The sequence below is a fragment of the Streptomyces altiplanensis genome (assembly GCF_053591575.1).
In genome coordinates, this window is the sequence record NZ_JBSFUB010000003.1 from 54644 (window position 1) to 80730 (window position 26087).

Sequence of the window (26087 nt, forward strand, 5' to 3'; positions counted from 1 at the left end):
ACGCTGGTGTCTCACTCCACGACCAGCAAAATCGGAGCGAACATGGCAATCCATCAGGGCGCTACGGACACCTGGACGAAGTCCTCGTACTCCGGGGGCAACGGCGCGTGCGTAGAGGTCAAGTCCCCCGTCACGCACGCCGTCGCGGTGCGGGACTCGAAGGTGCCCGAGGGCCCGTCGATCACCTTCGCCCCCGGGTCCTGGACCACGTTCGTGGGCGGCGTCGGCCAGGGGACGTTCGACCTCGGCTGACCGGCCCGCGCACGTCACGACGCGCCGTCAAGGCGCGCGGAGCAAGACCGCAGTGAGCCCTCTCGACCGGTTCGCCGTCCTGGCCGAGGGGGCTCTGGCGTACCCGCTCGCCTCCGGGCACGCCGGAGCAGCAGTCACGCGTCTCCTCCCTCTTCTCCCCCTCCTCCCCCTCCTCCCTCTTCCGACCGCACGGGACCCGCATCCCGTGCGGTCGTTCGCGTATCCGGGCTCTGTGTACGGCGCCTGACGAAGCGCCCGCCCATGGTGTGGCCGCCGCCGCGTTCACGACAACGGCCCGGAGGGTCAAGGGAAGGTAAAGACGTTCTGCTTTGTGTCCTGCGTTCACATTCCTGACCGAAGAAAGTCTTGACCGGCCCCCGCGACGAGCGGTTCAATCCCCGAAGTCCCCGCTCCCGCACGGGGACTCCGCCAATGGAACGTACTGACGAAGCACGATCCGGTTCATTCAGTTGAACGCAGCATGCAGCATAAGGCGGACCCCTGGAGGGGGCATGAACAGTCTCGACTGGGCCGTGCTCATCGGCTACTTCGGCGTCATGGTCGCGATCGGCGTCTGGTCCCACAAACGCGTGGAGACCGTCAGCGACTTCTTCACCGCCGGCGGAAAGATGCCGTGGTGGCTCTCCGGCATCTCGCACCACATGTCCGGCTACAGCGCGGTCATGTTCACCGGCTACGCGGGCATCGCGTACAAGTACGGCGTCACGTCCTTCGTGACGTGGTCGTTCCCCATCGCGATCGGCATCGCGATCGGGGCGAGCCTGTTCGCTCCCCGGCTCAACCGGCTCAGGTCGAAGCTGCATGTCGCCTCGCCGCTGGAGTACCTCAAGACCCGTTACAACATCTCGACCCAGCAGGCTCTCGCCTGGTCCGGTGTCCTGCTGAAGATCGTCGACGTGGGCGCCAAGTGGGCGGCGATCGCCACCCTCCTGTCGGTCTTCACCGGCCTCTCGCTCAACCAGGGCATCCTCATCACCGGCGTCGTCACCGGTATCTACTGCACCGTGGGCGGGCTGTGGGCCGACGCCCTCACCGAGCTCGGGCAGTTCATCATCCAGCTCTTCGCGGGTCTCGCGATGCTGTTCGCGGTGATGGCCGAGCTCGGCGGGTTCAGCTCGCTGTGGACCGTGTGGGACAAGCTCCCCGAGAGCCACAACGACCCGCTGACCGGCGACTTCACCCTGATGTTCCTGCTGGCCTATCTCTTCATCAAGACCTTCGAGTACTCGGGCGGCATGTGGAACCAGGCCCAGCGCTACATGGCCACGGCGACCGCCCGTGAGGCCACCCGCTCCGCCCGGCTCTCCGCGATCCTGTGGCTGGTGTGGCCGCTGGTCCTCTTCTTCCCCATGTGGTGCGCGCCGCTGCTGGTCGAGGCGCAGAAGCCGGACGCGTCCGACTCGTACGCCCTGATGACCGAGCAACTGCTCCCGCACGGCCTGCTGGGCCTGGTCATCGTCGGGTTCTTCTCGCACACCATGGCCATGTGCTCCTCGGACGCCAACGCCATCGCGGCGGTCTTCACCCGCGACATCGCGCCCGCCCTGTCGCAGAAGGCGCGCGGCTGGTCGCAGCGGACCGGTCTGGTGGCCGCGCGGCTGTCGACCGTGGCGTTCCTGGCCCTGTCGATGGCGATCGCGACGCAGGTGAACTCGCCGGCGTTCAAGGACATCATCACGGTCGTCATCAAGTGGGTCGCGGGACTGATGGGACCGATCGCGATCCCGTTCATGCTGGGGCTGCTGCCCCGGTTCCGCAGGTCCGGGCCGACGGCGGCGCTGGTCTCCTGGGCGTGCGGGCTGTTCGCCTTCTGGCTGCTGAACTACGGGATGGACGGCGTCGCGACGCAGTACCAGGTGTCGGTGCCCCTCGCGGTCTCCCTGGTCCTGTACATCCTGATCGGCTTCGTCAAGCCGGAGGACACCCCCGAGCGCGACGCGGTGCTCGCGCGCATCAACTCGGACGGCGACGGCGACGGTCCGGTCGCGGGCGCGGCGGTCCCGGCTCCGGCGTCCGCCGGGGACGCGAAGGCACGCGAAGGGGCGGCCGACTGAGGCAGGGAGCAGGGGCGGGCCCGGGACCCGGGGGCCGGAGTGCGGACGTGCTCAGGCCCTCGGGTAGCGGATCAGCCAGCCGGGGGCGCTGACCGCGGGGCCGTGCAGGGCGGGGCCCTGGGTCATCTCCATCGCGAAGTCGTCGGCGAGTTCGAGGACCGTGCCGCGCCCCTCCAGCTCGGCGAGCCACCCCGGCGGCAGCGCGGTCTCGCCGTGCAGGGCGCCGAGCAGGCTGCCGCACAGCGCGCCGGTCGCCTCGGAGGCTCCGCCGTGGTTGACGGCGAGGCACAGGCCGTGGCGGACGTCCTCGCCGACGAGGGCGCAGTAGACGGCGACGCCCAGGACGTCCTCGGCGGTGCGGCCCTCGCCGAGGGACTCCACGCGCGCCGGGGAGGGGATCCCCTGGCGTACGGCGCCGAGGGCGTGCTTGAGGGCGTCGGTGACGGGCTGGTGCCCCGGGCGCGCGGCGAGCAGGGCGAGGGCCCGCTGGACGGCCGCGTCGAGGCTCTCGCCGCGCGCCAGGCCGTGCACGACGACGGAGAACGCCCCGGCCGAGAGGTACGCGGCGGGGTGGCCGTGGGTCTGGACGGCGCACTCGACGGCGAGCTGGAGTACGAGCTGGGGATCCCACCCGACGAGGAGCCCGAAGGGCGCGGAGCGGGTGACGGCGCCGAAGTCGCGGGCCGTGGGGTTCCTGGGACGTTCGAGGGTCCCCATGGTCTCGTCGGCGAGGCCGGTCAGGCACTCGCGGGAGGGGTCGCGGCGGGCGTACAGCCACTCCTCGCGGGCGAGCCAGCCGATGTCCTCGCGTCGTTCGTCCGGGCCCCAGTCGCGCTGGGTGACGGCCCACCGCAGGTGTGCGCGGTGGATGTCGGTGGGCGGGTGCCAGGCGCCGGTGTCGCGGCGCACCTGGGCCCGTATGAGGCCGTCGACCGTGAAGAGCGTCAGCTGGGTGCCGGCGGTGACGGCGCCGCGTCTGCCGTAGGCGGGGACGAGGTCGGTGACGGCGTCGGCGCCGTGGGCCGCGCGTATCCCGTCCAGGCTCAGGGCGCTCACGCCGGCGCCGAGCGCGTCGCCCACGGCGCCGCCGAGCAGACAGCCGCGTACCCGGCTGCGGAAGTCCTGCTGCTCGGCACGGCCCCATACGGATGTGACTGGTGCGCTCACCGCTTCTGCCCTTCCCCGTGGCCGACGCCTGCCGTCCGCCGTCCGGCGCAGCACTGTAACCGAAGGGGAAGAGGGTATTCAGGGGGCAGGTGTTCCGCGGCTCGGCGGCCTGGCCCCCTCGCCGGAGGGTTCGGTTCCAGCCCTTCCGGCGAGGGAGGCCGCGCCGCGCGGATCAGTCCGTGATCTGGATCTTGCCGTTCGCCCCGGCCTGCTCGGTGGCGGCCGGCTTCGCTCCCCGCTGCGTGACGCCCTTGAGCAGCTCGGCGAGGTCGACCCCGGTGGCGGAGCTGAGCAGCTCCATGCCCTGGGCGACGTTGTCGGTGACCGTACGGGACAGCTGGCTCGCGCCGTCCGTGGAGATCACGGTCAGCTTGTCGATGGCGCTCATCGGCTCGGCCGCCTTGGCGACGACCTGCGGCAGCACCTCGACGAGCATCTGGAGGACGGCCGCGTCGCCGTACTGCGCGAACGCGTCGGCCTTCTTGCGCATCGCCTCGGCCTCCGCCGAGCCCTTCGCGGCGATGGCGGCGGCCTCCGACTCGCCCTCGATCCGTACGGCCTCGGCGAGCGCCGCGCGGTGCAGCTTCTCGCCCTCACCGGTGAGGCGTGCGCGCTCGGCGTCCGCCTCGGCCTCCTTGACCTGCGCGATACGGCGGGCCTCGGCCTCCTGCTCGGCCTGGTAACGGGCGGCGTCGGCGGGCTTGCGGACCTTCGTGTCGAGCTCGCGGTCGGTCAGCGCGGCCTGGCGCTCGGCGACCTTCTCCTGCTCGGCGAGGACTTCCTGCTGGCGCGCGGCGTCGGCGAGCGGGCCGGCGGCGTTGGCCTTGGCGGCCGCGGCCTCGGTCTCGACGCGGATCTCGGCCTGCTTGAGGTAGAAGGTCCGCTCCGCGATGGCGATCTCCTCGGCCGCCTTCAGCCGGGCCTGCTCCGAGGCCCGCTTGGCGATGGCCTCGGCGATGTCGGCCTCCTGGCGGGCGCGGGCGGCCTCGGGGCGGCCCAGGTCCTCCAGGTAGGAGCCCTCGGTGGTGATGTCCTGGATCTGGAAGGCGTCGAGGATCAGGCCCTGCCCGGAGAGGCTCGCCTCGGCCTCCTCGGCGACCTGCCCGGCGAAGGCGGCCCGGTCGCGGATGATGTCCTCGACCGACATGCGGCCGACGATGGCGCGCAGCGCACCGGACAGCACTTCCTGCGTGAAGCCGACGATGCCGTCCTGCTGCTGGAGGAAACGCTGGGCGGCGGCCCGGATCGCGTCCTCGCTGCCGCCGACCTTGACGATCGCGACGCCTTCGAGGTTGGCCTTCACACCGCGCAGGGTGACGGCGCCGCGCACGGAGATCGGGATGTGCCGGCTGGACAGGTCCAGGGTGAACTTCTGCTGGACGAACGGCACGACGAAGACGCCGCCGCCGACGACGACCTTCTGGCCGCTGTTGTCGGTGGAGGTCTGGCCGGTGACCGGATCGACGGACGTCTTGCCGCGGCGGCCGGTGATGATGAAGGCCTCGCTGGGGCCGGCGACCTTGTAGCGCGTGATGACGACAAGGGCCAGCAGGACGAGGAGTACGACGACTCCCACGACGGCGACGATGACTGGACTCATGAGGAATTCCCCCCTGCCTTCCCAGGGGACGGCAGCAGTTGGAGTGGTACGCAGGACTGTGGGGCGGCGCGCGGCGGTGTCAGCGTTCGACGGGGCGCACCGCGACCGAGGTGCTCGACAGGGACGCCTCCACCCAGATCTCGGCGCCCCGCGCGACGGGCACCTCGCTCCGGGCCGCGAGTTTGACCGGCTGCCCGCCGAGCCGCAGCATCACCTCGCCGTACCCGTCGGCGGGGATCGCGGTCACGACGGATCCGGCGGTGCCGACGAGGTCGGTGCCGCGCGGGGTGGCGTCGGTCTGGTCGCGCATCAGCGCACGGCTGAACTTCCAGGCGAGCCGGCCCGCCGCGATCCCCGCCGCCACCCCGACCCCCGTGGCCGCGCCGGCCCCGAGCCCCGTGGTGCCGAGCATGATGGCGCCGCCGAAGCCGAGCATCGAGAGGAACCCGGCGATCACGGGCAGCGAGAGCAGGCCGTCGAAGAGGCCGTCGAGGACTCCCCCGAACAGTCCTTCGAGAATCCCGTCGAAGATCAGCGAGAGAGCCAGCAGCACGATCCCCGCAATGCCGAGACCAAGAAAAACAGTCATCCGCCGCCCTCCCCCGTGCGCGCCGACCTGTTGAACAGAAGGGATCGTCTCACGCGTGACCGGAAGAAAACATTGCCGGGTTCCGGCAATCTTTACGCTCCCTTAATGCCGCTTCACTCCAGCACCGGAAGCAACTCCGGAAGGTGCCCGTCCGACGCGGCCGCCGCCCGCTGCCGCTCCTGCGGTACGTCGCCGTACAGCGTCGTGCGCGGCTTCGAGGGACGGCCCGCGGCGTCCGCGATCGCGACGAGGTCCTGGACGGAACGGTACGAACCGTAACTGGAGCCCGCCATCCGGGAGATGGTCTCCTCCATCAGCGTCCCGCCGAGGTCGTTGGCGCCGGAGCGCAGCATCTCGGCCGCGCCCTCCGCGCCCAGCTTCACCCAGCTCGTCTGGATGTTGGTGATGTGGGGGTGGAGGAGGAGGCGGGCCATGGCGGTGACGGCGCGGTTGTCGCGGTCCGTCGGGCCGGGCCGGGCGATGCCGGCCAGGTAGACGGGCGCGTTGGTGTGGATGAAGGGCAGCGTCACGAACTCCGTGAAGCCGCCGACGTTCTTGGACAACGCGGCCTGCTGGATGGCGGCCAGGGTGCGCAGGTGGCCGAGCCAGTGGCGCGGCTGGTCGACATGCCCGTACATCATGGTCGACGAGGACCTGATGCCCAGTTCGTGCGCGGTCTTCACGACCTCGGTCCACGTGGCGGTCGGCAGCTTGCCCTTGGTGAGGACCCAGCGCACCTCGTCGTCGAGGATCTCGGCGGCGGTCCCGGGGATCGAATCGAGCCCGGCCTCCTTCGCCGCCGTCAGCCAGTCCCGGATGGACATGCCGGTGCGGGTGGCGCCGTTGACGACCTCCATCGGCGAGAACGCGTGCACGTGCAGGCCCGGGACGCGTTCCTTCACGGCGCGCGCGATGTCGAAGTACGCCGTGCCCGGCAGGTCGGGGTGGATGCCGCCCTGCATGCACACCTCGACCGCGCCGACCTCCCACGCCTGCTGGGCCCGGTCGGCGACCTGGTCCAGCGACAGCGTGTAGGCGTCGGCGTCCGTGCGCCGCTGGGCGAAGGCGCAGAAACGGCAGCCGGTGTAACAGACGTTGGTGAAGTTGATGTTGCGCGTGACGATGTACGTGACGTCGTCGCCCACGACGTCGCGGCGCAGCTCGTCGGCGATCCGGGTCAGGGCGTCCAGCGCCGGGCCGTCCGCGTGCAGCAGCGCCAGCGCCTCGTCGTCGCTCAGCTTCGTCGGATCGTCCGCGGCCTGCCGCAGCGCCTGCCGTACGTCGGTGTCGATGCGCTGGGCCACCATGCCGGGGGCGGCGGCCTCGCGCAGCGCGTCCCAGTCGCCGTACACCTCGTCGAAGTCGTCGCGGCGGTCAAAGGAGCGTCCGTCGGTGTCGATGGTGCGGTGCAGGTCGGTGCGGCCGGTCGCGGTGAAGCCCTCGTCGGGCTCCTGCCACGGCAGTCCCCGCGGGCGCACGCCCTCGCGCGCCAGCCCGGTCTCCGGGTCGGCGAGCGCCCGTACGTGCGGGACCAGCCGGGGGTCGAGCCAGGGCTCGCCGCGCCGGACGAACTCCGGGTAGATGGTGAGCCGTTCGCGCAGCTCGAAGCCGGCGGCGGCGGTCCTGGCGGCCAGCTCGTCGATGTGCGGCCAGGGGCGCTCGGGGTTGACGTGGTCGGGGGTGAGCGGCGAGACGCCGCCCCAGTCGTCGATGCCGGCGCCGATGAGGAGCGCGTACTCGGCGTCGACGAGGTTGGGCGGTGCCTGGATGCGGGCGCTCGGTCCCAGGATGTGGCGGGCCACGGCGACGGCGGCGGCCAGCTCCTCCAGCTCGGCGTCGGGCATGCCGCGCATGGCGGTGTCCGGCTTGGCGCGGAAGTTCTGGACGATGACTTCCTGGATGCCGTGGTAGGCGCGGGCGGTCTTGCGGAGCTCGAAGAGCGCGTCGGCCCGCTCTTCGTACGTCTCGCCGATCCCGATCAGGAGCCCGGTCGTGAAGGGGACGTTGGAGCGGCCGGCGTCCTCCAGCACGCGCAGCCGCACGGCGGGCTCCTTGTCGGGGGAGCCGTGGTGCGGCCCGCCGGGCTCCGCCCACAGGCGGGTGGCGGTGGTCTCCAGCATCATGCCCATGGAGGGGGCGACGGGCTTGAGCCGCTGGAGGTCGGTCCACGACATGACACCGGGGTTGAGGTGGGGCAGCAGCCCCGTCTCCTCGAGCACCCGGATCGCCATGGCCCGTACGTACGCGAGAGTGTCGTCGTACCCTTCGGCCTCCAGCCACTCCCGCGCCTCGGGCCACCGCTCCTCGGGCCGGTCGCCGAGGGTGAACAGGGCTTCCTTGCAGCCCGTTTCGGCGCCGCGGCGCGCGATGTCCAGCACCTCGTCGGGCGACAGGAACATCCCGTGCCCTTCGCGCCGCAGCTTCCCGGGAACGGTCACGAAGGTGCAGTAGTGGCACTTGTCCCGGCACAGGCGCGTCAGCGGGATGAACACCTTGCGCGAGTACGTGATGATCCCGGCCCGGCCGACTGCCTCCAGTCCCGCGTCACGCACCCGCGCGGCGGAGGCGGCGAGGTCCTCGAGGTCACCGCCGCGCGCCTGGAGCAGTACGGCGGCCTCGGCGACGTCGAGCGCGACCCCGTCCCGCGCACGCCTGAGCGCGCGCCGCATGCTGTTGGCGGTGGGTCCCGCTCCGGCACCGCGACCGTTCCCGGGGCCGTCCCCGTCCTGGTGGCCGTTCCCGTCCTGGTGGCCGTTCCCGTTTGCCTGCGGTGCGCTCGTCGTCATGCGTCCGAGCATACGAGCGCGCACCGGCACGGACCGTTGCGCCCGGACCCGGCGGCGGTGCCGGGAGCGCCGGTCAGGGGGCCGACATCGAGCTGAAGACGACGAATCCCAGGATCATGCCGACGACCAGTCCGATCGCCGCGACGATCAGACCCGTCACGGCGAGCGGCTCGTCCTTGGACTTGGCTATCCCGCCGAAGACCAGGCCGAGGACGCCGAACAGCGGCGGACAGAAGAACAGGGCCACCGCGCCGAAAACGATCGCGACGATGCTGAACGGGCTTCTCTGCATGTGCGTTGCCTCTCCCCCGAGGTCCGGCCGTGCGGCCGGGCGCGGTCCATGCCGAAGAGGCCAAGGTAGCGGCGCCCGGCCGCCGGGCACAGGGGGCTGCGGCGAAAAGCGTGCCGCCGCTCAGATAAACGCGGCGTACTCGTCGAGTACGCGGAGAACCTCCGGCTCGGCCGCGGGCGGCAGTTGCAGCACCACCTCCGTGACGCCCAGGTCCGCGTAGTGCGCCAGCTTGCCCGGACTGGGGATCACCGCGTACGGAACCACCTGGAGGTCCTCCGGGGGCCGGCCCGCCTTCTCCCACACCTCGCGCAGCACCGGCACCGTTTCCCTCAGGCCCCGGCCGCCGACCGGAAGCCATCCGTCCGCGTACTCGGCGATGTGCGCGAACAGCCGGGGACCGGCGCCGCCGCCGATCAGCGTGCGGGGCGCGGCGCCGGCCGGCTTCGGGTAGGCCCAGGACGCCCGTACGGACGCCGTTCCGCCCGTGTACGCCGTCGGCTCCGCCGCCCACAGCGCCCGCATCAGCGCCATCCGGTCCCGCGTCCGCTCGCGGCGCGTGCGCCACTCGACGCCGTGGTCCGCGGCCTCCTCCCGGTTCCACCCGTAGCCGATGCCGAGCGTGAAGCGTCCGCCGGAGAGGTGGTCCAGGGTCGCGATCCGCTTGGCCAGGTCGATCGGGTCGTGCTGGGCGACCAGGGTGATGCCGGTGCCCAGGCCGAGCCGTTCGGTGACCGCGGCGGCCTGGCCGAGGGCGACGAAGGGGTCGAGCGTACGGCCGTACTCGCGCGGGAGCTCACCGCCCGCCGGGTACGGGGACTCGCGGGACACCGGGATGTGGGTGTGCTCGGGCAGGTACAGACCGGCGAACCCCCGCTGCTCCAGCTCGCGTGCGAGCCGTACCGGGGCAATCGTCTCGTCGGTCAGGAAGATCGTGGTGGCGATCCGCATGCGGGAGCTCCTCGTCGTCGCCCTGCGGCCGGCCGGAGCCGATTCCGTGCCGTCGGCCGGGTTCGTTCATTCTCCGGCGGTACCAGCGGATCGGTGGCGCTGGTAGTAGCGCGCGACGCGGGCGCGATTGCCGCAGCGGGACGGCGAGCACCACCGGCGGCGCGGGTGCGCCGGCAGGAAGAGCATCACGCAGTCGTCGGCCTCGCACTCCCTGATCTTCCCTGCCGCGGGGCCGGCGAGGAGATCGGCCGCGGCCTCCGCGAGGAGAGCGGCCAGACGCGTGCCCAGCGGGCCGACGCGGCGGAGGGAAGCCGTGACGGCGGCGCCGTCCCAGGCCAGCTCGCGCGTGGACGGCGCCGCACGCTGGGCCTCGGTCAGCCCCCGCAGGGCGGCCGGGGGCGGCGCGCTCCCGTCCAGCAGCGCACGGACGGCGGCTTCGGTGTGGGCCCGCACCGCATGGACCGCCGCGAGGTCGGCCGACGTCGGCACGTCGTCGCGGATGCCGGCGGGCAGCCGGTCCGCCTCCCGCGCCAGCCATGCGGCCAGCCGCTGCGGGGTGCCGATCAGGTCCGTGCGGCCCTCCTGGCCGGCCGGGCGGGTGTTGACGAGGTCCAGGGCCAGGGGCTCGCCGGTCAGCGGCTCGCTCTCACGCATAAATCTAATGCTACACAAGCGCATTGACACGTTAGTCATGCGTCGTTACAACTAATGCATCTTCTCACTCAGGAGGCATGTGACATGGCACCCCGTACCGCAGCCCGGCTCGCCGTCCCGGCCCGGACGCTCCACCGGCGCATCACCGTCGACGGGGTCGAGGTCTTCTACCGGGAGTCCCTGCCGGAGCGCGCCGACGCCCCCGTCCTGCTGCTCCTGCACGGCTTCCCCTCCGCCTCGCACCAGTTCCGCCGCCTCATCGACACCCTGGGCACGCACTACCGGCTCATCGCCCCCGACTACCCCGGCTTCGGCCACACCGAGGCCCCCGACGGCTTCGCCCACACCTTCGAGCGGCTGGCCGACATCACGGAGGGCTTCGTCGAGAAGCTCGGCCTGTCCCGCTTCACGATGTACGTCTTCGACTTCGGCGCCCCCGTCGGCTTCCGGCTCGCGCTGCGCCACCCGGAACGGATCGCCGGCCTGATCGTGCAGAACGGCAACGCGTACGAGGAGGGGCTGTCGGAGGCCGCCCGGGACTTCACCGCGCTCACCCCGGACACCCCCGGCGCCGAGCGGACCGTCCTCGGTCTGCTCACCCTGGACGCCACCCGCGCCCAGTACGAAGGCGGCACCACGGACCCCGAACTCGTCGCTCCCGAAGGATGGCTGCTGGACCAGTACTTCCTGGACCGGCCCGGCCGCGCGCAGGCCCAGCTCTCGCTCGCCTACGACTACAAGAACAACATCGCCGCCTACCCGGCCTGGCAGGCATGGCTGCGCGAGCACCACCCGCCGACGCTGATCACCTGGGGCACCGGCGACCCCTTCTTCCCGGAACCCGGCGCCCGCGCCTACCTGCGCGACGTGCCCGACGCCGAACTCCACCTCTTCGCCACCGGCCACTTCGCCCTGGAGGACCACCTGCCCGAGATCGCCCCACTGATCGCCGGCTTCCTCGACCGCGTCCCGGCCTGAGCGCCCCGGCGCCCCCTCCCCCTGCACAGGCACCCGCACCCGCACCCGCACAACGAGGACAGGCCCGGGGAGCCGTGTCCGGCTCCCCGGGCCTGTCATGACTCGGGTACGTCGTCGGTGCGCCGCCCGGCCGGGCGGACTCCGCGGGGTCAGTCCTCGACAACCAGCGCCGGGGTCTCCTTCGTCAGCACCTCGCCGCGGAAGAACGCCGGGCTGCGGCGCTGCATGACCAGCATCAGCACGACACCGAGCAGCAGCAGTCCGACGGCGATGACGAAGACCGAGCCGACGCCGCCGACCGCGGAGCCACTGCCGTACGCCGGGTCCCACATGTCGTACAGGGTCTTGCCGAAGACCCCGGTCAGCAGGACGCCGCCGAGGACCGGGCACAGGCCCTTGTAGACGAAGTCGCGGGCGGAACCCAGCAGCTCGTGACGGAAGTACCAGGCGCAGGCGAACGCGGTGATCGAGTAGTAGAAGCAGATCATCAGACCGAGGGCGTAGATCGTGTCGATCAGCACGTTCTCGCTGAGCAGGGTCATCACCGAGTAGAAGACACCGGTGCCGACGCCCGCGACGACCGTCGCGCGGCCCGGGGACTTGAAGCGCGGGTGGACCCTGGCGAAGGACGCCGGGAGCGCCTCGTACGCGGACATGGCCAGGACCGTGCGGGCGACCGGGATGAAGGTCGTCTGGAGGCTGGCGGCGGCGGAGGCGAAGACCGCGAGCGAGAGGAAGATGCCGAGGACGAGGCCCATGACGGGCTCTCCGAGAACGGCGAAGACGTTGTCGGAGTTCTCCGGGTTGGCGAGTCCGAGGCCCTTGTCGCCGGAACCGACGGCCATCTGGGCGGCGATGCCGGTGGCCAGGTAGGAGGCGACGAGGACGAGCATCGCGATGAGGGCGGCGCGGCCCGGCGTCTTGGTACTGCCGGTGGTCTCCTCGTTCGCGGTCAGGCAGGCGTCCCATCCCCAGTACATGAAGATCGACAGGGAGAGGCCGGCCGTGAAGGCGGCGAAGGACTGGACGGCGAACGGGTTCATCCAGGACCAGGAGAAGTCCAGGCCCGTGTCGAAGGTGCCGCTGCCGGCCTTCTGGAAGGCCATCGCGACGAAGAGGGCGAGCACCACGAGCTGGAGGCCGACCAGGGCGTACTGCACGCCCTTGGTGGCGGTCATGCCCCGGTAGCTGATGGCCGTGGCGATGGCGATCAGGGTGAGGCAGGTGAGGATGTGGACGGCTTTGTTGTCGTCCAGGGCGCTGATCGCGTCACTGCCCGTGAGCTGTCCGGCGAGGAGCCAGAAGTACGAGGTCGCGACGCCTGCGAGATTCGAGAGGACGATGATCGTCGCGATCACCAGGCCCCAGCCGCACATCCAGCCGACGCGCGGCCCGAACGCCTTCACCGTCCAGGTGAAGGAGGTGCCGCAGTCCGGCATGGCGCGGTTGAGCTCGCGGTACGCGAAGGCGACCAGCAGCATCGGCAGGAAGCCGGCCAGGAAGATGGCCGGCATCTGCAGGCCGACCTCGCCCGCGGTCGAACCGAGGGTCGAGGTGAGGCAGTACACGGGGGCGACCGTGGAGATGCCGATGACGGCACTGCCCATGAGCCCGACGGACTTACTGCTGAGGCCCTTGTCGCGTACGGCCGCGCCGTCCGGGGCGCGGACGCCCCTTACCGTGTCTCCGGCCTGAGGCCGGGCATCCACCTGAGTCATAAACGGGACGTTAACCGGTGCGTTTTCCATATCCGGAGCACTTGACTCCACTCCAAAGATCCTTGCTTCTCACGGCGTTGAGCGGCCTATTGGTTGCGGATCAAAGGCCATGAAGAGCAGACGATGAACATTTGTAGGCCATTAAAGGAACTTCCGAGGTGCGGAAACCGCAACACTGTCCATTTTGCCCGATTCGAAAGTTTCCCGTACGTGTTTCCGGAGGGTTCGTCCGGTGCGGGCGACCGGTGGTGGGGAGGTAATGGGGAGGCGTCTTCCGGTGCTGCCGCATTCGCCACGGACAAGGCAAACTGACTGTTGCGACTGGGCGGTGGGGCAGACCGTCGGCGGCAGCAGAGGCAGGGGGAGTGCGATGGACGGCGTACCTCGGGTACCGGAGCAGCGGGCTCCGGCATCCGGTCCGCAGCCCGGCGAGGGCACCCGGCGCGAGAACCGGCACCAGGACCGGCCCCCGCAGCGCGACGCCGTGCGCTTCAGTGTGCTCGGGCCCGTCCGCGCCTGGCGCGGCGGCGAGCCCCTCAGTACCGGGTCGCCGCAGCAGCGCGCCCTGCTGGTCGCCCTCCTGCTCCGCGACGGCCGGACCGTGACGGCGGCCGAGCTGATCGACGGCATCTGGGGCGAGGACCCGCCGTCGCAGGCGCTGGCGGCGGTACGGACGTACGCCTCCAGGCTGCGCAAGGCACTGGACCCGGAGGTCCTGGTCAGCGAGTCGGGCGGGTACGCGATAAGGGCGGGCGCCGGCACCCTCGACCTGGCCGTCGCGCAGGAGCTGGCCGCCGACGCCGAGAAGTGCCGCGCCTCCGGCGACCGCTACCAGGCCCGGACCCTGATCAACAAGGCGCTCGGCCTGTGGGACGGCGAACCGCTGGCCTCGGTCCCGGGCCCGTACGCCGAGAACCAGCGCGCCCGGCTGGAGGAGTGGCGGCTCCAGCTCACCGAGACCCGCCTCGACCTGGACCTGGAGGTCGGCTGCCACGCGGAGGCCATCTCGGAACTGACCGCGCTGACGGCCGCGCACCCCCTGCGCGAGCGCCTGCGCGAGCTGCTGATGCTCGCCCTCTACCGCAGCGGCCGCCAGGCGGAGGCCCTGGCGGTGTACGCCGACACCCGCCGCCTGCTCGCCGACGAGCTGGGCGTGGACCCGCGCCCCGAGCTCTCCCACCTCCAGCAGCGCATCCTGGCGGCCGACGCGGACCTGGCCCGCCCGGTGGAACCGCCGCCGTCGGCCACGCCGGCGGTCGTACGCCCCGCGCAGCTGCCGGCCACCGTGCCCGACTTCACCGGCCGCCTGTCCTTCGTACGCGAACTGGGCGACCGCCTGGCCGCGGCCGAGAGCAGCGTCATGGCGGTGTCGGCGCTGGCCGGCATCGGCGGCGTGGGCAAGACGACCCTCGCGGTGCACGTGGCCCACGCGGCCCGCCCGCACTTCCCGGACGGCCAGCTGTACGTCGACCTCCAGGGCGTGGACTCGCGCGCGGCGGAACCGGAAACGGTCCTGGGCGCCTTCCTGCGCGCCCTGGGCACCCCCGACACCGCCGTCCCCGACACCCTGGACGAACGCGCCGCCCTCTACCGCTCGACCCTCGACGGCCGCCGCGTCCTGGTCCTCCTGGACAACGCCCGGGACGCCTCGCAGATCCGCCCCCTGCTCCCCGGCACGACGGGGAGCGCGGCACTGGTGACGAGCCGGGCGCGGATGGTGGACCTGGCGGGGGCGCACCTGATCGACCTGGACGTCATGTCCCCCGAGGAGGCCCTCCAGCTCTTCACGAAGATCGTGGGAGAGGAACGGGTCGCCTCCGAGCGCGAGGCGGCCCTGGACGTCGTGGGCGCCTGCGGCTTCCTCCCCCTGGCCATCCGCATCGCGGCCGCCCGCCTGGCGGCCCGCCGCACCTGGACGGTCTCGGTCCTGGCGGCGAAACTGGCGGACGAACGCCGCCGCCTCGACGAACTCCGGGCCGGCGACCTGGCCGTGAAGGCCACCTTCGAGCTCGGCTACGGCCAGCTGGAACCGCAGCAGGCCCGCGCCTTCCGCCTCCTGGGCCTGGCGGACGGCCCGGACATCTCCCTGGCCGCTGCGGCGGCCGTACTGGACCAGCCCCTCCAGGCCACGGAGGACCTCCTGGAGTCCCTGGTCGACACGTCCCTCCTGGAATCGGCGGCCCCCGGCCGCTACCGCTACCACGACCTGGTCCGCCTCTACGCGCGTGCCTGCGCGGAACGCGACGAACAGCCCCCGGCGGAGCGCGAGCGGGCGCTGTCCCGGCTGCTGGACTTCTACCTGGCGACGGCGGCGGCTGTGTACGCGCTGGAACGGCCGGGGGACCGGCTGGCCGACCACCTTGAACCCACCGAGTTTCCGGGCCTCGCGTTTCCGGACCGTCACACCGCGCAGGACTGGCTGTACTCCGAAGCCAACTCCCTGCTGGCGTGCGTACAGCAGTCCTCCGAACCCGGCATGCTCCGCCGGGCCGTAGACCTGCTGTGGGCGGCCAAGGACCTGGCCGAGTCAGGCGCCAACGCCAAACAGTACGAGGCAGCGGCCACGGCCGTACGCGAGAAAGCACTGGCATGCGGCGACGCGCGTGCCGAGGGGCGCGCGCTCACCGCGCTGACCAACGTCCACCTCGTCGCCGGCCGCTTCGACCAGGCCGATCAGGACGCACAACGCGCGATGCTGCTTGCCGAGAACGCAAGAGACCCGCTCCCCAGCTGTTGGGCCCCCAACGACAGGGGCATCATCGCGATCTATCAGAACCGGCACGCCGACGGCGAGGGGTACCTGAACCAGGCGATCGCAAATTTCCGCCTCGGCAAGAATCGCCCCGGCGAGGCCAGTGCACTGTGCAACCTGTCACGCGTCCACCTCGCAATGGGCCAGACAGCCAGCGCCGTCGCCCTCGCCCAGCAGGGCATCGATATCTACGACTCCATGGGGCACTCCCTCCGGGGCGCGAACGGCCGGTACGCCCTCGGCCTGGCGCTGACTCAGTCCGGACAGTTCTCCGATGCCACGGACAGGCTCATGGAGGCACTGGAAGTGTTCCGCGACAGTCGTCAGCGCCTGTGGGAGGGGATGACGCTGTTCCGAATCGCGGAAGTCGACCTGGCGGCGTGCCGGCCGGCAGCGGCGGCCGCCAGGGCGGAGCAGGCACTCGCCATCCTCCGAGGTATCGGCGGAGAGTGGCGGCGCGGCAATGTACTCACCGTCCTCGGTCGCGCTCTTCATCAGATCGGGCAGATCGGCCGGGCCCAGGTCTGCTGGCGCGAAGCCGTCGCCATCTACGAGGAATTGAGCTCTCCGGAAGCAGCCGACGTCCGGTCGCTCCTGGCACCGGTGGCCACCGCCTGACGCCCCGTGCAGGGCGTTCATTGAACGTTTATCACCGCCCGGCATGCTCGTACCTGTCGATCCGTCGCGTCGGGGGGCATGCGGATCGCCGGAGAAGGCCGCGCACTAAGGTGAACGGCCCTGAGACGCCCGTCCGGCAGTCCACGGGGGAACAGCCGGGCGGGCATCGCCGGTCCATCGAGCAGAGCCAGTCACACAGGGGAGCAGACCATCATGAGTGAGACGAAGAAGACCGAGCCCGTCCTCAAGCCGCAGGACAACCACGCCACAGGCACGGGTGACGACGCCGTCACCACCATGGACAACCACGCCACAGGCACGGGTGACGGTGCTGCTACCCCGCAGGACAACCACGCCACGAGCGAGCCTGCGTAACAAAGACCTTCCTGACGGGGAACGGCCGCGGTGGCGCGGAGGGGGAGCCACCGCGGCCGCCGCATGTCCGGCGGCCGCCAATGACCGAGCCTCCCCGTGGCGCCGCAGCCGGCCCCGCGACGGCAGCCGAACAGCCCCTGTCCGCACACGCATTGACCGTGTTCGTCACGACCTCCGGCGTGGGCCGCGCCGCGTTGTCCGCGAGGTCGTCACCGGGGTCCGCACCCGCGCTCCATGCCCGGAAGGACGCCCCCGGCGCCGTCCTCACCGCATGGGCAGCCCGGCTCCGGGCCGTCCGGGGCAGCCGCACTCCGCCCATCCCACCGGCAGACCGTCGCGCATCCGCCGGACGGCTGCGGGCTCGCGCGCCGGGTGTGCGGGCGTCAGGAGACGACGCGCTCGACGTTGGACAGGGTGCACCTGCCGCCGGAGGTCTCGCCCTCCTTGGGGACGTACGGGGTGGCGACGTCGAGCTTGTCGGTCGCCCCCGCCAGCACCATCGGCATGGTGGTGTAGCGGTCGCCGAGGCTCGTGCCGCTCGGGTCGGTGAACGAGACCGTGAAGGTGTAGGTGTAGTTCTGGGACGAGCTGCTGTTGGTGGCGCTGACGGTGGCGACCATGCCGCGGGAGACGTCGTACACGCAGGAGTCGATCCGTACGTCCCTGACGTCCCTGCTTCTGCTGCTGGAGCCGGACCCCGAAGTGGTGGAGCCGGTCGTGGTGGAACTGCCCGACGTGGAGTAGTCGTCGTCGTAGCCCGAACCGCCGCTGCTGCTACTGCTCGAACTGCTGCTGCCGCTGCTGCTGTTGTCGCAGCCGCCACCGCCGGAGCCCCGGGCCCCGGTCAGTGCGAAGACGGCGATACCGAAAACGGCGACAGCGCGGACATGGCGAAGCTGCACGCTTCAACCCCCGTTGAAATCGTAGATTCTGGTGCTCGATTGACGAGCGCACGTCACCCTAGTGCGGTGCCGGACGCGCCTGCAAACGTGTGTTTGCAGGCGCGCTGACGCCGTGATGCCACCGGCCGGGCGCAGGTCGGACGCGGGTCGGGTGCAGGTCGGGCGCGGGTCGGGCGCGGGTGTCCGGTGGCCGGCCCGTCGCCGTGCCCTTCGCCGCGACCAGGGCGTGCGCGCACCGGTGTTTTCGCGCCACCGCGGGAAGCCGCCGGGGCCTCGAAGCGCTACCGCGCACGGTTGCCGACGGCCTCGGCGGCGAGGACGCCGCGTCCACGACCGGAGACGCCGCATCCACGGCCGGACACGAGCGGCGCTCCAGGCCGGCATCTCGGAATGGCTGGCTATGGTCGGTAGTTGACACTGATCGCGGCATCGGGCACGGCCGGCCATGGCGCCAGGTAGTACTCAACGGGGAACGGGGAACGGGGAACATGGCAAAGGGTGGCAATACAGGGGGAAGCAATCACGCCAACCGGGTCTTCCGGGTCCAACGGGCCTTCACCGAGCTCCTGGGGCAGGTGCACGGCCCCGGAGAGCTCGCCGAGGCGACCGGGCTGGACGACTCCACGGTGCACCGCATCCTGCAGTCCGGCGTCCACGACGGCATCTTCTTCCGTGAGAGCCGTGGTCTCTACCGGCTCGGTTCCGGCGCCGCGCGTCTCGGCCTGAAGGCGCTCACACACGCGCCCAACGCCGAGGTCGCGCACGGCGTGCTGGAGAGGCTGCGCGCGGACACCGGCGGGGGGCTCGTGTTCCTCTTCGCCGTGGCTCCCTTCGGTGGCGCCAGGAAGCAGTGCCTGGACATGGCTGTCGGCAACTCCGACCTGTCCGAACTCAACCTCAGCCATCGCGCGCTGCTGGTGATCTTCCAGTCGTTGCGTACGGGCGCCTCCGGCCGGGCGATCCTCGCCCACCTCCCGGAGGTGATCCAGGAGGGCGTCCTCGCCGAGCCGCTCCCCGCGGAGGCCGGGCCGGGCGCGTACCGCGACGAGGGGGCTCTGCTCGCCTCCCTCAAGACCGTGCGGGAGCAGGGGATCGCCATCGGGATCGAGGAGTGCGCGGCGGGCTGGAGCGGCTGCGCGGCCCCGGTCCTCTGGGACGGGCTGATCATGGGGTCCATCTTGGTGCTCAAGCCCATGGCCGATGTGCCGCAGTGGTCCGACAGCCTCGTCGAGCCCATCAGGAGGGCCGCCGCCGCGTTCACCGAGGCGGGCGGCTGCGGCGCCTGGTCGTCCGAGACCCCCAGCTCCTACTGAACCGCGTGCGACGGCCGCGGCTCTGCCGACCGGTCACGCAATAACAGCGAAACCTGGCTGTCACATTACCTCGACCGACCAGTCGCTTTTCTCACGGAGCGGGAAATACCGCTTTCTCGGCAGGCGAAAGACGATGCCCGTTTCTCGCCTGCCGGGAGAGCCGGGCCCTGCGCATTCTCACCCTGCGGGAAAGTTTTATCTTTCTTGACAGTCCCCACTGCGGGTAGTTGATACTCGAAGGGCGGAGAGCCGGAGAACCGGAGCGCCGATAGCTTCGGTCTGCTGTCAGAGGGAGCTGAATTGACCCGCACCGTAGTCACCTGTTCGTACGCGCAGGAGAAAGAGGGGGAGGCCGGTCCGGTGCTCTGCGCCACATGTCAGACCGCCGAAGGCGATGCCGGACTGCCGCTCTGGCAGCAGGCGTCGGACCGGGCGGCGCTGCTGTCCCGGCGCGAGGCGGAGGTTTTCGGGCTCCTCGGAAGGGGATATTCCAACCGCAGCATCGCCCAATACCTCGACATCACCGAGCGGACCGTCAAGTTCCACGTTGCTCAGGTACTGAGTAAATTGCGTGTTGAATCCAGGTTACAAGCCGGCCTCGTCGCCCACACATATCGCCACCTGTACCAAGGTACAGTTCCCGACCGAATGGGCGCTCGATAGGGTTTTCCTGAAAACAGCGGCCGGAGATCCGGCCTAATTAACCAGGAATTTTCCGGGACGCACCCTGCGGAGGATTCAGCTCCGATGAATCCTCCGCTCGTCACTCCACGGTGACGGAGAAAGGTCACGCCCATGACGGCCCGCCCCGCCGCTCTCACCGGGAGTCCGGCACCCTCACCCACCCCACCTCCTCCTCACACTCCTCACGCCCCCGAGGCCGCGCCGCCGGACATGCGCGGCAGCGTCGGCAACCTGCGCGCCACACGTCTGGACGCCGAGCGGGGACCCGGCTCGCGCGCCACCGAGCAGCAGCACGCGCGGGGCAAGCTGACCGCGCGGGAACGCCTGGACCTCCTCTTCGACGAGGGCTCGTTCACCGAGACCGAGCAGCTGCGCCGGCACCGGGCCACCGGCTTCGGCCTGGAGAACCGCCGGCCGTACACCGACGGCGTCGTCACGGGCTGGGGCACGGTCCACGGCCGCACCGTCTTCGCGTACGCCCACGACTTCCGCATCTTCGGCGGCTCGCTCGGCGAGGCGCACGCGGAGAAGATCCACAAGGTCATGGACATGGCCGTGAAGGCCGGCGCGCCGCTCGTGTCGCTCAACGACGGGGCGGGCGCCCGTATCCAGGAAGGCGTCTCGGCGCTGGCCGGCTACGGCGGGATCTTCCGGCGCAACACCCGGGCGTCGGGGGTGATCCCGCAGATATCGGTGATGCTCGGCCCGTGCGCGGGCGGCGCCGCCTACTCCCCCGCCCTGACGGACTTCGTGTTCATGGTCCGCGAGACCTCGCAGATGTTCATCACCGGGCCGGACGTGGTCCAGGCCGTGACGGGTGAGGAGATCACGCAGAACGGCCTGGGCGGCGCGGACGTCCACGGCACGGTCTCCGGCGTCGCCGGTTTCGTCTACGACGACGAGGAGGAGTGCCTGGAGGAGGTGCGCCACCTCCTGTCCCTGCTGCCCTCCAACAACCGGGAGCTGCCCCCCGTGCTCGGCACGGGCGATCCCGCCGGCCGGCGGACCGACGCGCTCGTCGACCTGGTGCCCGCCGAGGGCAGCCGCCCGTACGACATGCGCGCGGTGATCCAGGAGATCGTCGACGACGGGGAGCTGCTGGAGGTGCACGCGGGCTGGGCGGGCAACATCATCTGCGCGCTGGCCCGGATGGACGGGCAGCCCGTCGGCATCGTGGCGAACCAGCCCGCCGTGCTGGCCGGCGTACTGGACATCCACGCCTCCGAGAAGGCCGCCCGGCACATCTCCACCTGCGACGCCTTCAACATCCCCCTGATCACCCTGGTCGACGTGCCCGGCTTCCTGCCCGGCGTGGACCAGGAGCACAACGGCATCATCCGGCACGGCGCCAAGCTGCTGTACGCGTACTGCAACGCCACCGTGCCGCGTATCTCGCTGGTGCTGCGCAAGGCGTACGGCGGCGCGTACATCGTCATGGACTCGCAGTCCATCGGCGCCGACCTGACCTACGCCTGGCCGACGAACGAGATCGCGGTCATGGGCGCCGAAGGCGCGGCGAACGTCATCTTCCGCCGGGAGATCGCCGCCTCCGACGACCCGGAGGCGACCCGTGCCCGGCTGGTCAAGGAGTACAAGACGGATCTGATGCATCCGTACTACGCCGCCGAGCGCGGCCTCGTCGACGATGTCATCGACCCGTCGCACACGCGCTCCGCGCTCGTCGAGGCGCTGCGTGTGCTGCGTACCAAGGACGCCGACCTGCCGTCGCGCAAGCACGGCAACCCGCCGACGTGACGGGCGCCGTGAGCACCTGTCTCCAGGTGGTCCGGGGCTGCCCGGACGACGTCGAACTGGCCGCCGTCGTCGCGGTGCTGAGCACCGTGGCCGGACGCCCCGGCGCCGGTCCGGCCGTGGCGCCGGGTCCGGCGAGGGCGGCCTGGGGCGGTGACGGCCACCGGTCGCGCCCAGCCGGGTCCTGGCGCTCCGGGGGCCGTACGCGGCCGGGACCGCCCGCACCGGTACGGCCCGCACCGGGCCGGACCGCTTCATGACCGCGCCCCGCGAGGACCGGGGAGCCGCGCCCGTTCGCCCCGGGCGCGCACCTTCCGCCCTCGCCCCTGTTCCCCCGCCGGCCTTCTTCGACGCATTCGACTGGGAGCGGATCGTGGAACACCCACTCAACCCGATCGACGAGGTCTTCCTCGCCATGGACCGGGACATCGGCATGGTCCATGGCCAGTTCCTGCGGTTCGACGGGACTCCTCCTTCGCTGGACGTGCTGCACGACCACCTGGCGGACCGGCTGCCCCGGCTCTCCCGGCTGACCCACCGGGCGGGCAGCGAAAGGCGAAGGACGTTCCGCGCTCCCAGTCCCGGCTTCGACCTGCGCGACCACGTCCGGGAGGTGGAGCTCCCGGCCGGGACCACGCTGGACGAGGCGCTCGGCGTCCTGGCCCGTCAGCCGTTGCCCGCGTCCGGCCCCCTGTGGTCGGTCCACCTCGTCCACGGGTACGCCGTCGGGGAGTACGCCGTGTGCTACCGGGTCCACCACGGCCTGGAGGACGGAATGGGCGCGGCCCACGTCGTCGCCGTCCTGTTCGGTGCCCCCCGGCAGCCGGGGCGGGCGGGACAGGACGAGCAGCGGAACGGTCCGCTGTTCACCGCGGGGCCCGTGGAGCTGCTGCGCGGGACGCTCAGCGTGGGCGCGGGGCTGGCGCGCGCTCTGGTGCCCGCCCGGTTGTGGCCGAAGGCGCCCCGGCCCGGCCCCGGACACCTCGCCGTGTGCAGCACCGGCGCCACCTGGCACGAACTGAGCAGGCTGGGCAGGAAGCACGGCGGCACCGTCAACGACACCTTCCTCATGGCGCTGTGGGGTGCGCTGGCCGCCTGGAGCGCGTCGGGGGAGGGCAACGACGTACGGTCGGCATTCCGGTCCGCCCCCGTGCCGGTGCGCATGCCGCTGAGCACCCGCCACACGGGCGAGGAGGCGGCCGTCGGCAACCACCTCACCACAGCGACCGTCGTGCTCCCCGGCCGGGACCTGCCGCCCGCCGAGGCTTTCGCCCAGCTCGTCGAGAGCACCCACCGGATGCGCTCCAGCGGTCTGCGGCCGGCCGGCAGGGCCTTCGTCGCCCTGCTGCCGTCCGCCGTGACCCGGTGGACCGTCAGGCGCCTGCTCAGCCCCCGCTCGGCGCCGCTGTACGCCTCCAACTACACCGTGCCGAAGAACCTTTGCTTCAAGGGCGACCCCGTGATGGACGCGATCCCGCTCGGTGTGCTCCTGCCGGGCAATCCCCTGTCCGTGACGCTGCTGTCCTGCGGCTCCCGGGTCCGGGTGAGCTTCCTGTACGACCGCAGGCTTCCGGGAGCGCAACGGCTGGCGGCCCTGTGGCGCGAAGCACTGGACGCGCTGGACGCGCTGGACCCACCGGCCGCACTGAACACACCGGCCGCTCCGGACCAGCTGTCCACGTACTGACCCGCCACCGCCACGGCCCCGTTCCGCCCTCTCCGGCGCACCCGTGCCACCCACCCCCACGGAGGATCTTTCATGTCAAGCAGGTCCAGTTCACGCGGACATTCCGTATGGACGCTCCTCGTGACCGGCCTCGCGGTCTTCATGGCGGCGTTGGACAACCTCGTCGTCATCACGGCCCTGCCGGCGATCCAGGAGTCCCTCGACACGAGCCTGCAGGACCTGGAATGGACGGTGAACGCCTACACCCTGGCCTTCGCGGTCTTCCTCATGGCCGGCGCGGCGGCCGGTGACCGCTTCGGCCGCCGCCGGATGTTCGTGGTGGGGCTCGTGGTGTTCACCGCCGCGTCCGCGGCGTGCGCGATGGCCGACACCTCGGAGCAGCTGATCATCGCCCGCGCGGTGCAGGGCTTCGGCGCGGCCATCGTCATGCCGCTGACCCTGACGCTGCTGACCGTCGCGGTCCCGGCCCGCCGGCGCGGCCTCGCCCTCGGCATCTGGGGCGCGCTGAGCGGTCTCGCGGTCGCGCTCGGCCCGCTGATCGGCGGCGCCGTCGTCGAGGAGATCTCATGGGAGTGGATCTTCTGGGTGAACGTGCCGATCGGTGTCGTGGTGCTGGCGCTGAGCCTGTGGAAGCTGGCCGAGAGCAGGCTCCCCGAAAGCCCGCTCGACCCGGTCGGCACCGTCCTGGTGAGTGTCGGCATGTTCGGCGTGGTCTACGCCCTCGTACGGACCACCGAGCACGGCTGGGCCAGCGGCGAGGTGCTGGCCTACCTGATCGGCGGGGCGGTGTTCCTCGTGGCCTTCGTCGCCTGGGAGGTGCGCACCCCCCACCCGATGCTGCCGATGCGGCTGTTCCGCAACCGCTCGTTCAGCGCGGTCAACGCCGCCAGCCTGCTGATGTTCGCCGCCATGTTCGGGCTGGTCTTCCTGCTGACCCAGTTCATGCAGAACATCCAGGGGTTCTCGCCGCTGGAGGCGGGTGTGCGGATGCTGCCGTGGACCGCGATGCCCGTCCTGGTCGCTCCGCTCGCCGCCCTGCTGACCGCACGGTTCGGCAACCGGCTGGTGGTGGCCGTGGGGCTGCTGTTCGAAGCCGTCGGCCTCGGCTGGCTCGCCTCGGTGACCCGCGTGCACACCGACTACGCGGACCAGGTCCCCGGCCTGGTGCTCGGCGGCATCGGACTCGGGCTGTTCTTCGCACCCGTCGCCGAGATGGCCATGAACATCGTCTCCCGGCGCGACCAGGGAGTCGCCTCCGGGGCCAACAACACCTTCCGCGAACTCGGCGGCGTACTCGGGGTGGCGGTACTGACCTCGGTGTTCACCGCACAGGGCGGATACGGCTCCCCGCAGGAATTCGTGGACGGCCTGGTTCCCGCCTCGTGGATCGGCGCCGGAATCGCGGCCCTCGGCTGCCTCTCCATTCTCGCCGCCCCCCGCCGTTCCAAGGAACAGCAGGACGCATGGCAGGAAAGCGGGAGCCGGGACTCCGAAGAGTCCCCGGACGCCGGCCGGCTGGAGCCCTCGCACCGGTAGGTCCACCGGTCGTCACGAATCCGCCCATCAGTCGATTGGCCCGGGAGTCGAGATGTACGACGTTGTTGTTGTGGGTGCACGGGTCAGCGGAGCCTCCACAGCGCTGCTGCTGTCAAAAGCGGGTTACAAAGTGCTGTTGCTCGACCGGGCCGTGTTCCCGGGCGGAAAAGCGGCGGCGACCAACCTGGTCCACCCGCCGGGCATTCTCCGGCTGAAACGCTGGGGGCTGCTCGACGAGCTGACGGCCACCGGCTGCCCGCCCATTCACGAGTACGGTCTGCGCAGCGGCCCGGTGGAACTGATGGCCCGTCTGCCGAGCGTCGACGGGGTGGGCGAGGCGTACTCGCCGGACCGCGGCAAGCTGGACCGGATCCTGCTGGACGCCGCCGTCAAGGCCGGGGCGGAACTGCGCGCGGGTGTCTCGCTCCGCGGGCTCGTCACGGACGACGACGGCACCGTGACCGGCGTGCGGGGGGAGACGGAGGACCGTACCCCGGTGGTCGAGCGCGCCCGCGTCGTGGTGGGGGCGGACGGCTCCAATTCCACGCTCGCCCGCCTGGTCGGTGCCGAGAAGTACGACGCCCACCCGGTCCTCAACAAGAGCCACTGGTCCTACTGGGAGGGGCTGCCGCACGACGGGCGGGTACGCACCTACCGCCACGCCGGCAAGCACGCCTTCACCTGGCCGACCCACGACGGCCTGACCATCGTCGGAGTGGCGCTGCCGGTCGGCGACTTCAAGGCGGCGAGCGAGGAGGAACGGGACCGTACGGTCATCTCCGCGTTCGAGGAAGTGGACCCGCAGCGGGCCGAACTGCTGCGCCGGACCAGCCGCGTCGACCGGTGGATGACGGGGGCGGTACCCAACTTCCTGCGCCGCTCGCACGGCCCCGGCTGGGCCCTGGCCGGGGACGCCGGATACACCCGGGACCCGATCACCGCCGCGGGGATCACCGACGCGCTGCGCGGGGCCGAACTCCTCGCGCAGGCCCTCGACGCGGGCCTTTCCGGGAGCGAGCCGCTGCCCGCGGCGCTCGCCCGCTTCGGCCGGGAGCGTGACGACCTGGTCACCGGCCACTACCGCTACACCCTCGACCACGCGACGATCGCGAACCACACCCGCGAGGAAATCGAGTTCATTCGCGCGATGAGCCGCAGCCCCACCCACGGCCGTGAGATGGTCGGAATGTTCGCCACCATGGTCAGCCCTTCGGAGTTCTACTCGGCGGCCAACATCCACGCCCTGCTCGACCATCTGGAGCCGGGCAGCGGGCCGGGCTGGAAATTGCGGATGGTGCGCTGGCTCGTACGCGGAGCCCCCCGGCACATTCCCGCGGCCACCCGTTTCGGCGACCGGCTGATCGCCGAGAACCTCGGACCCATGGGCCAGTACCTGACCTGAGCCCGCA

Annotated in this window: 21 protein-coding genes; 12 read left to right on the forward strand and 9 right to left on the reverse strand. The window is 71.3% G+C overall.

Going from position 1 to position 26087, the window contains the following annotated elements; translation table 11 throughout:
* Positions 1–42 precede the first annotated feature (42 nt).
* Both ACWD0Y_RS01970 and ACWD0Y_RS01975 read left to right on the forward strand, forming a co-directional pair.
* Positions 43–252, forward strand: a complete 210-nt coding sequence (locus ACWD0Y_RS01970; protein ID WP_093800403.1) for a DUF397 domain-containing protein — start codon at positions 43–45, stop codon at positions 250–252.
* A 512-nt stretch (positions 253–764) separates the two neighbouring features.
* Positions 765–2327, forward strand: coding sequence for a sodium:solute symporter family protein (locus ACWD0Y_RS01975; protein WP_450258536.1), 1563 nt, complete (start codon positions 765–767; stop codon positions 2325–2327).
* A gap of 51 nt (positions 2328–2378) precedes the next feature.
* Here ACWD0Y_RS01975 and ACWD0Y_RS01980 read toward each other — a convergent pair whose 3' ends face one another.
* From ACWD0Y_RS01980 to ACWD0Y_RS02010, 7 genes are all read right to left on the reverse strand, one after another.
* Positions 2379–3494, reverse strand: a complete 1116-nt coding sequence (locus ACWD0Y_RS01980) for an ADP-ribosylglycohydrolase family protein (protein ID WP_450258537.1) — start codon at positions 3492–3494, stop codon at positions 2379–2381.
* Positions 3495–3666: 172 nt separating this feature from the next.
* Positions 3667–5094, reverse strand: a complete 1428-nt coding sequence (locus ACWD0Y_RS01985) for a flotillin family protein (protein ID WP_450258538.1) — start codon at positions 5092–5094, stop codon at positions 3667–3669.
* A gap of 79 nt (positions 5095–5173) precedes the next feature.
* Positions 5174–5683, reverse strand: a complete 510-nt coding sequence (locus ACWD0Y_RS01990; RefSeq protein ID WP_450258539.1) for a hypothetical protein — start codon at positions 5681–5683, stop codon at positions 5174–5176.
* A 113-nt stretch (positions 5684–5796) separates the two neighbouring features.
* Positions 5797–8469 carry a bifunctional FO biosynthesis protein CofGH gene (locus tag ACWD0Y_RS01995; protein ID WP_450258540.1) on the reverse strand — a complete coding sequence of 891 codons (2673 nt, stop codon included), beginning with the start codon at positions 8467–8469 and terminating at the stop codon, positions 5797–5799.
* Between the two features lie 73 nt (positions 8470–8542).
* The gene (locus ACWD0Y_RS02000) at positions 8543–8761 is read right to left on the reverse strand and encodes a hypothetical protein (protein ID WP_176710287.1); all 219 of its coding nucleotides are present in this window, start codon (positions 8759–8761) and stop codon (positions 8543–8545) included.
* A gap of 120 nt (positions 8762–8881) precedes the next feature.
* The gene (locus ACWD0Y_RS02005) at positions 8882–9709 is read right to left on the reverse strand and encodes a TIGR03619 family F420-dependent LLM class oxidoreductase (protein WP_450258541.1); all 828 of its coding nucleotides are present in this window, start codon (positions 9707–9709) and stop codon (positions 8882–8884) included.
* A 66-nt stretch (positions 9710–9775) separates the two neighbouring features.
* Positions 9776–10363 (reverse strand): CGNR zinc finger domain-containing protein, encoded by a 588-nt coding sequence (locus tag ACWD0Y_RS02010; protein ID WP_450258542.1) that lies wholly within the window; start codon positions 10361–10363, stop codon positions 9776–9778.
* An 84-nt stretch (positions 10364–10447) separates the two neighbouring features.
* Between ACWD0Y_RS02010 and ACWD0Y_RS02015 the strand changes: the two genes are divergently transcribed.
* Entirely contained in the window at positions 10448–11341 is an 894-nt protein-coding gene (locus ACWD0Y_RS02015) for an alpha/beta fold hydrolase (protein ID WP_450258543.1), read from the forward strand.
* A gap of 149 nt (positions 11342–11490) precedes the next feature.
* Here the strand turns inward: ACWD0Y_RS02015 and ACWD0Y_RS02020 are convergent, their stop codons facing one another.
* Positions 11491–13059: an APC family permease gene (locus ACWD0Y_RS02020; protein WP_450258544.1), complete on the reverse strand. Its 1569-nt coding sequence runs from the start codon at positions 13057–13059 to the stop codon at positions 11491–11493.
* A gap of 370 nt (positions 13060–13429) precedes the next feature.
* On the opposite strand from ACWD0Y_RS02020, the gene ACWD0Y_RS02025 reads away from it, so the two are divergent.
* Positions 13430–16429, forward strand: a complete 3000-nt coding sequence (locus tag ACWD0Y_RS02025) for an AfsR/SARP family transcriptional regulator (RefSeq protein WP_450258545.1) — start codon at positions 13430–13432, stop codon at positions 16427–16429.
* Between the two features lie 213 nt (positions 16430–16642).
* Positions 16643–16804 carry a hypothetical protein gene (locus tag ACWD0Y_RS02030; RefSeq protein WP_450258546.1) on the forward strand — a complete coding sequence of 54 codons (162 nt, stop codon included), beginning with the start codon at positions 16643–16645 and terminating at the stop codon, positions 16802–16804.
* A gap of 383 nt (positions 16805–17187) precedes the next feature.
* Here the strand turns inward: ACWD0Y_RS02030 and ACWD0Y_RS02035 are convergent, their stop codons facing one another.
* Complete coding sequence (locus ACWD0Y_RS02035; protein ID WP_450258547.1) at positions 17188–17706, reverse strand: hypothetical protein; 519 nt, start codon at positions 17704–17706, stop codon at positions 17188–17190.
* 488 nt (positions 17707–18194) lie between these two features.
* On the opposite strand from ACWD0Y_RS02035, the gene ACWD0Y_RS02040 reads away from it, so the two are divergent.
* From ACWD0Y_RS02040 to ACWD0Y_RS02070, 7 genes are all read left to right on the forward strand, one after another.
* Positions 18195–19019, forward strand: a complete 825-nt coding sequence (locus tag ACWD0Y_RS02040) for an IclR family transcriptional regulator (RefSeq protein ID WP_450258548.1) — start codon at positions 18195–18197, stop codon at positions 19017–19019.
* 300 nt (positions 19020–19319) lie between these two features.
* On the forward strand, positions 19320–19682 hold the full coding sequence (locus ACWD0Y_RS02045; RefSeq protein ID WP_450258549.1) for a response regulator transcription factor: 363 nt from the start codon (positions 19320–19322) through the stop codon (positions 19680–19682).
* A 231-nt stretch (positions 19683–19913) separates the two neighbouring features.
* A complete protein-coding gene (locus ACWD0Y_RS02050; protein ID WP_450258550.1) occupies positions 19914–21458 on the forward strand; it encodes an acyl-CoA carboxylase subunit beta in 1545 nt (514 codons plus the stop codon).
* A gap of 26 nt (positions 21459–21484) precedes the next feature.
* The gene (locus ACWD0Y_RS02055; protein WP_450258638.1) at positions 21485–21715 is read left to right on the forward strand and encodes an acyl-CoA carboxylase epsilon subunit; all 231 of its coding nucleotides are present in this window, start codon (positions 21485–21487) and stop codon (positions 21713–21715) included.
* Positions 21712–23142 (forward strand): wax ester/triacylglycerol synthase domain-containing protein, encoded by a 1431-nt coding sequence (locus ACWD0Y_RS02060; protein WP_450258551.1) that lies wholly within the window; start codon positions 21712–21714, stop codon positions 23140–23142. Before ACWD0Y_RS02055 ends, ACWD0Y_RS02060 begins: the two co-directional genes overlap by 4 nt.
* Positions 23143–23214: 72 nt before the next feature.
* Positions 23215–24678 carry an MFS transporter gene (locus ACWD0Y_RS02065; RefSeq protein WP_450258552.1) on the forward strand — a complete coding sequence of 488 codons (1464 nt, stop codon included), beginning with the start codon at positions 23215–23217 and terminating at the stop codon, positions 24676–24678.
* Between the two features lie 52 nt (positions 24679–24730).
* Complete coding sequence (locus ACWD0Y_RS02070) at positions 24731–26080, forward strand: NAD(P)/FAD-dependent oxidoreductase (protein ID WP_450258553.1); 1350 nt, start codon at positions 24731–24733, stop codon at positions 26078–26080.
* The last annotated feature ends 7 nt before the right edge of the window (positions 26081–26087 follow it).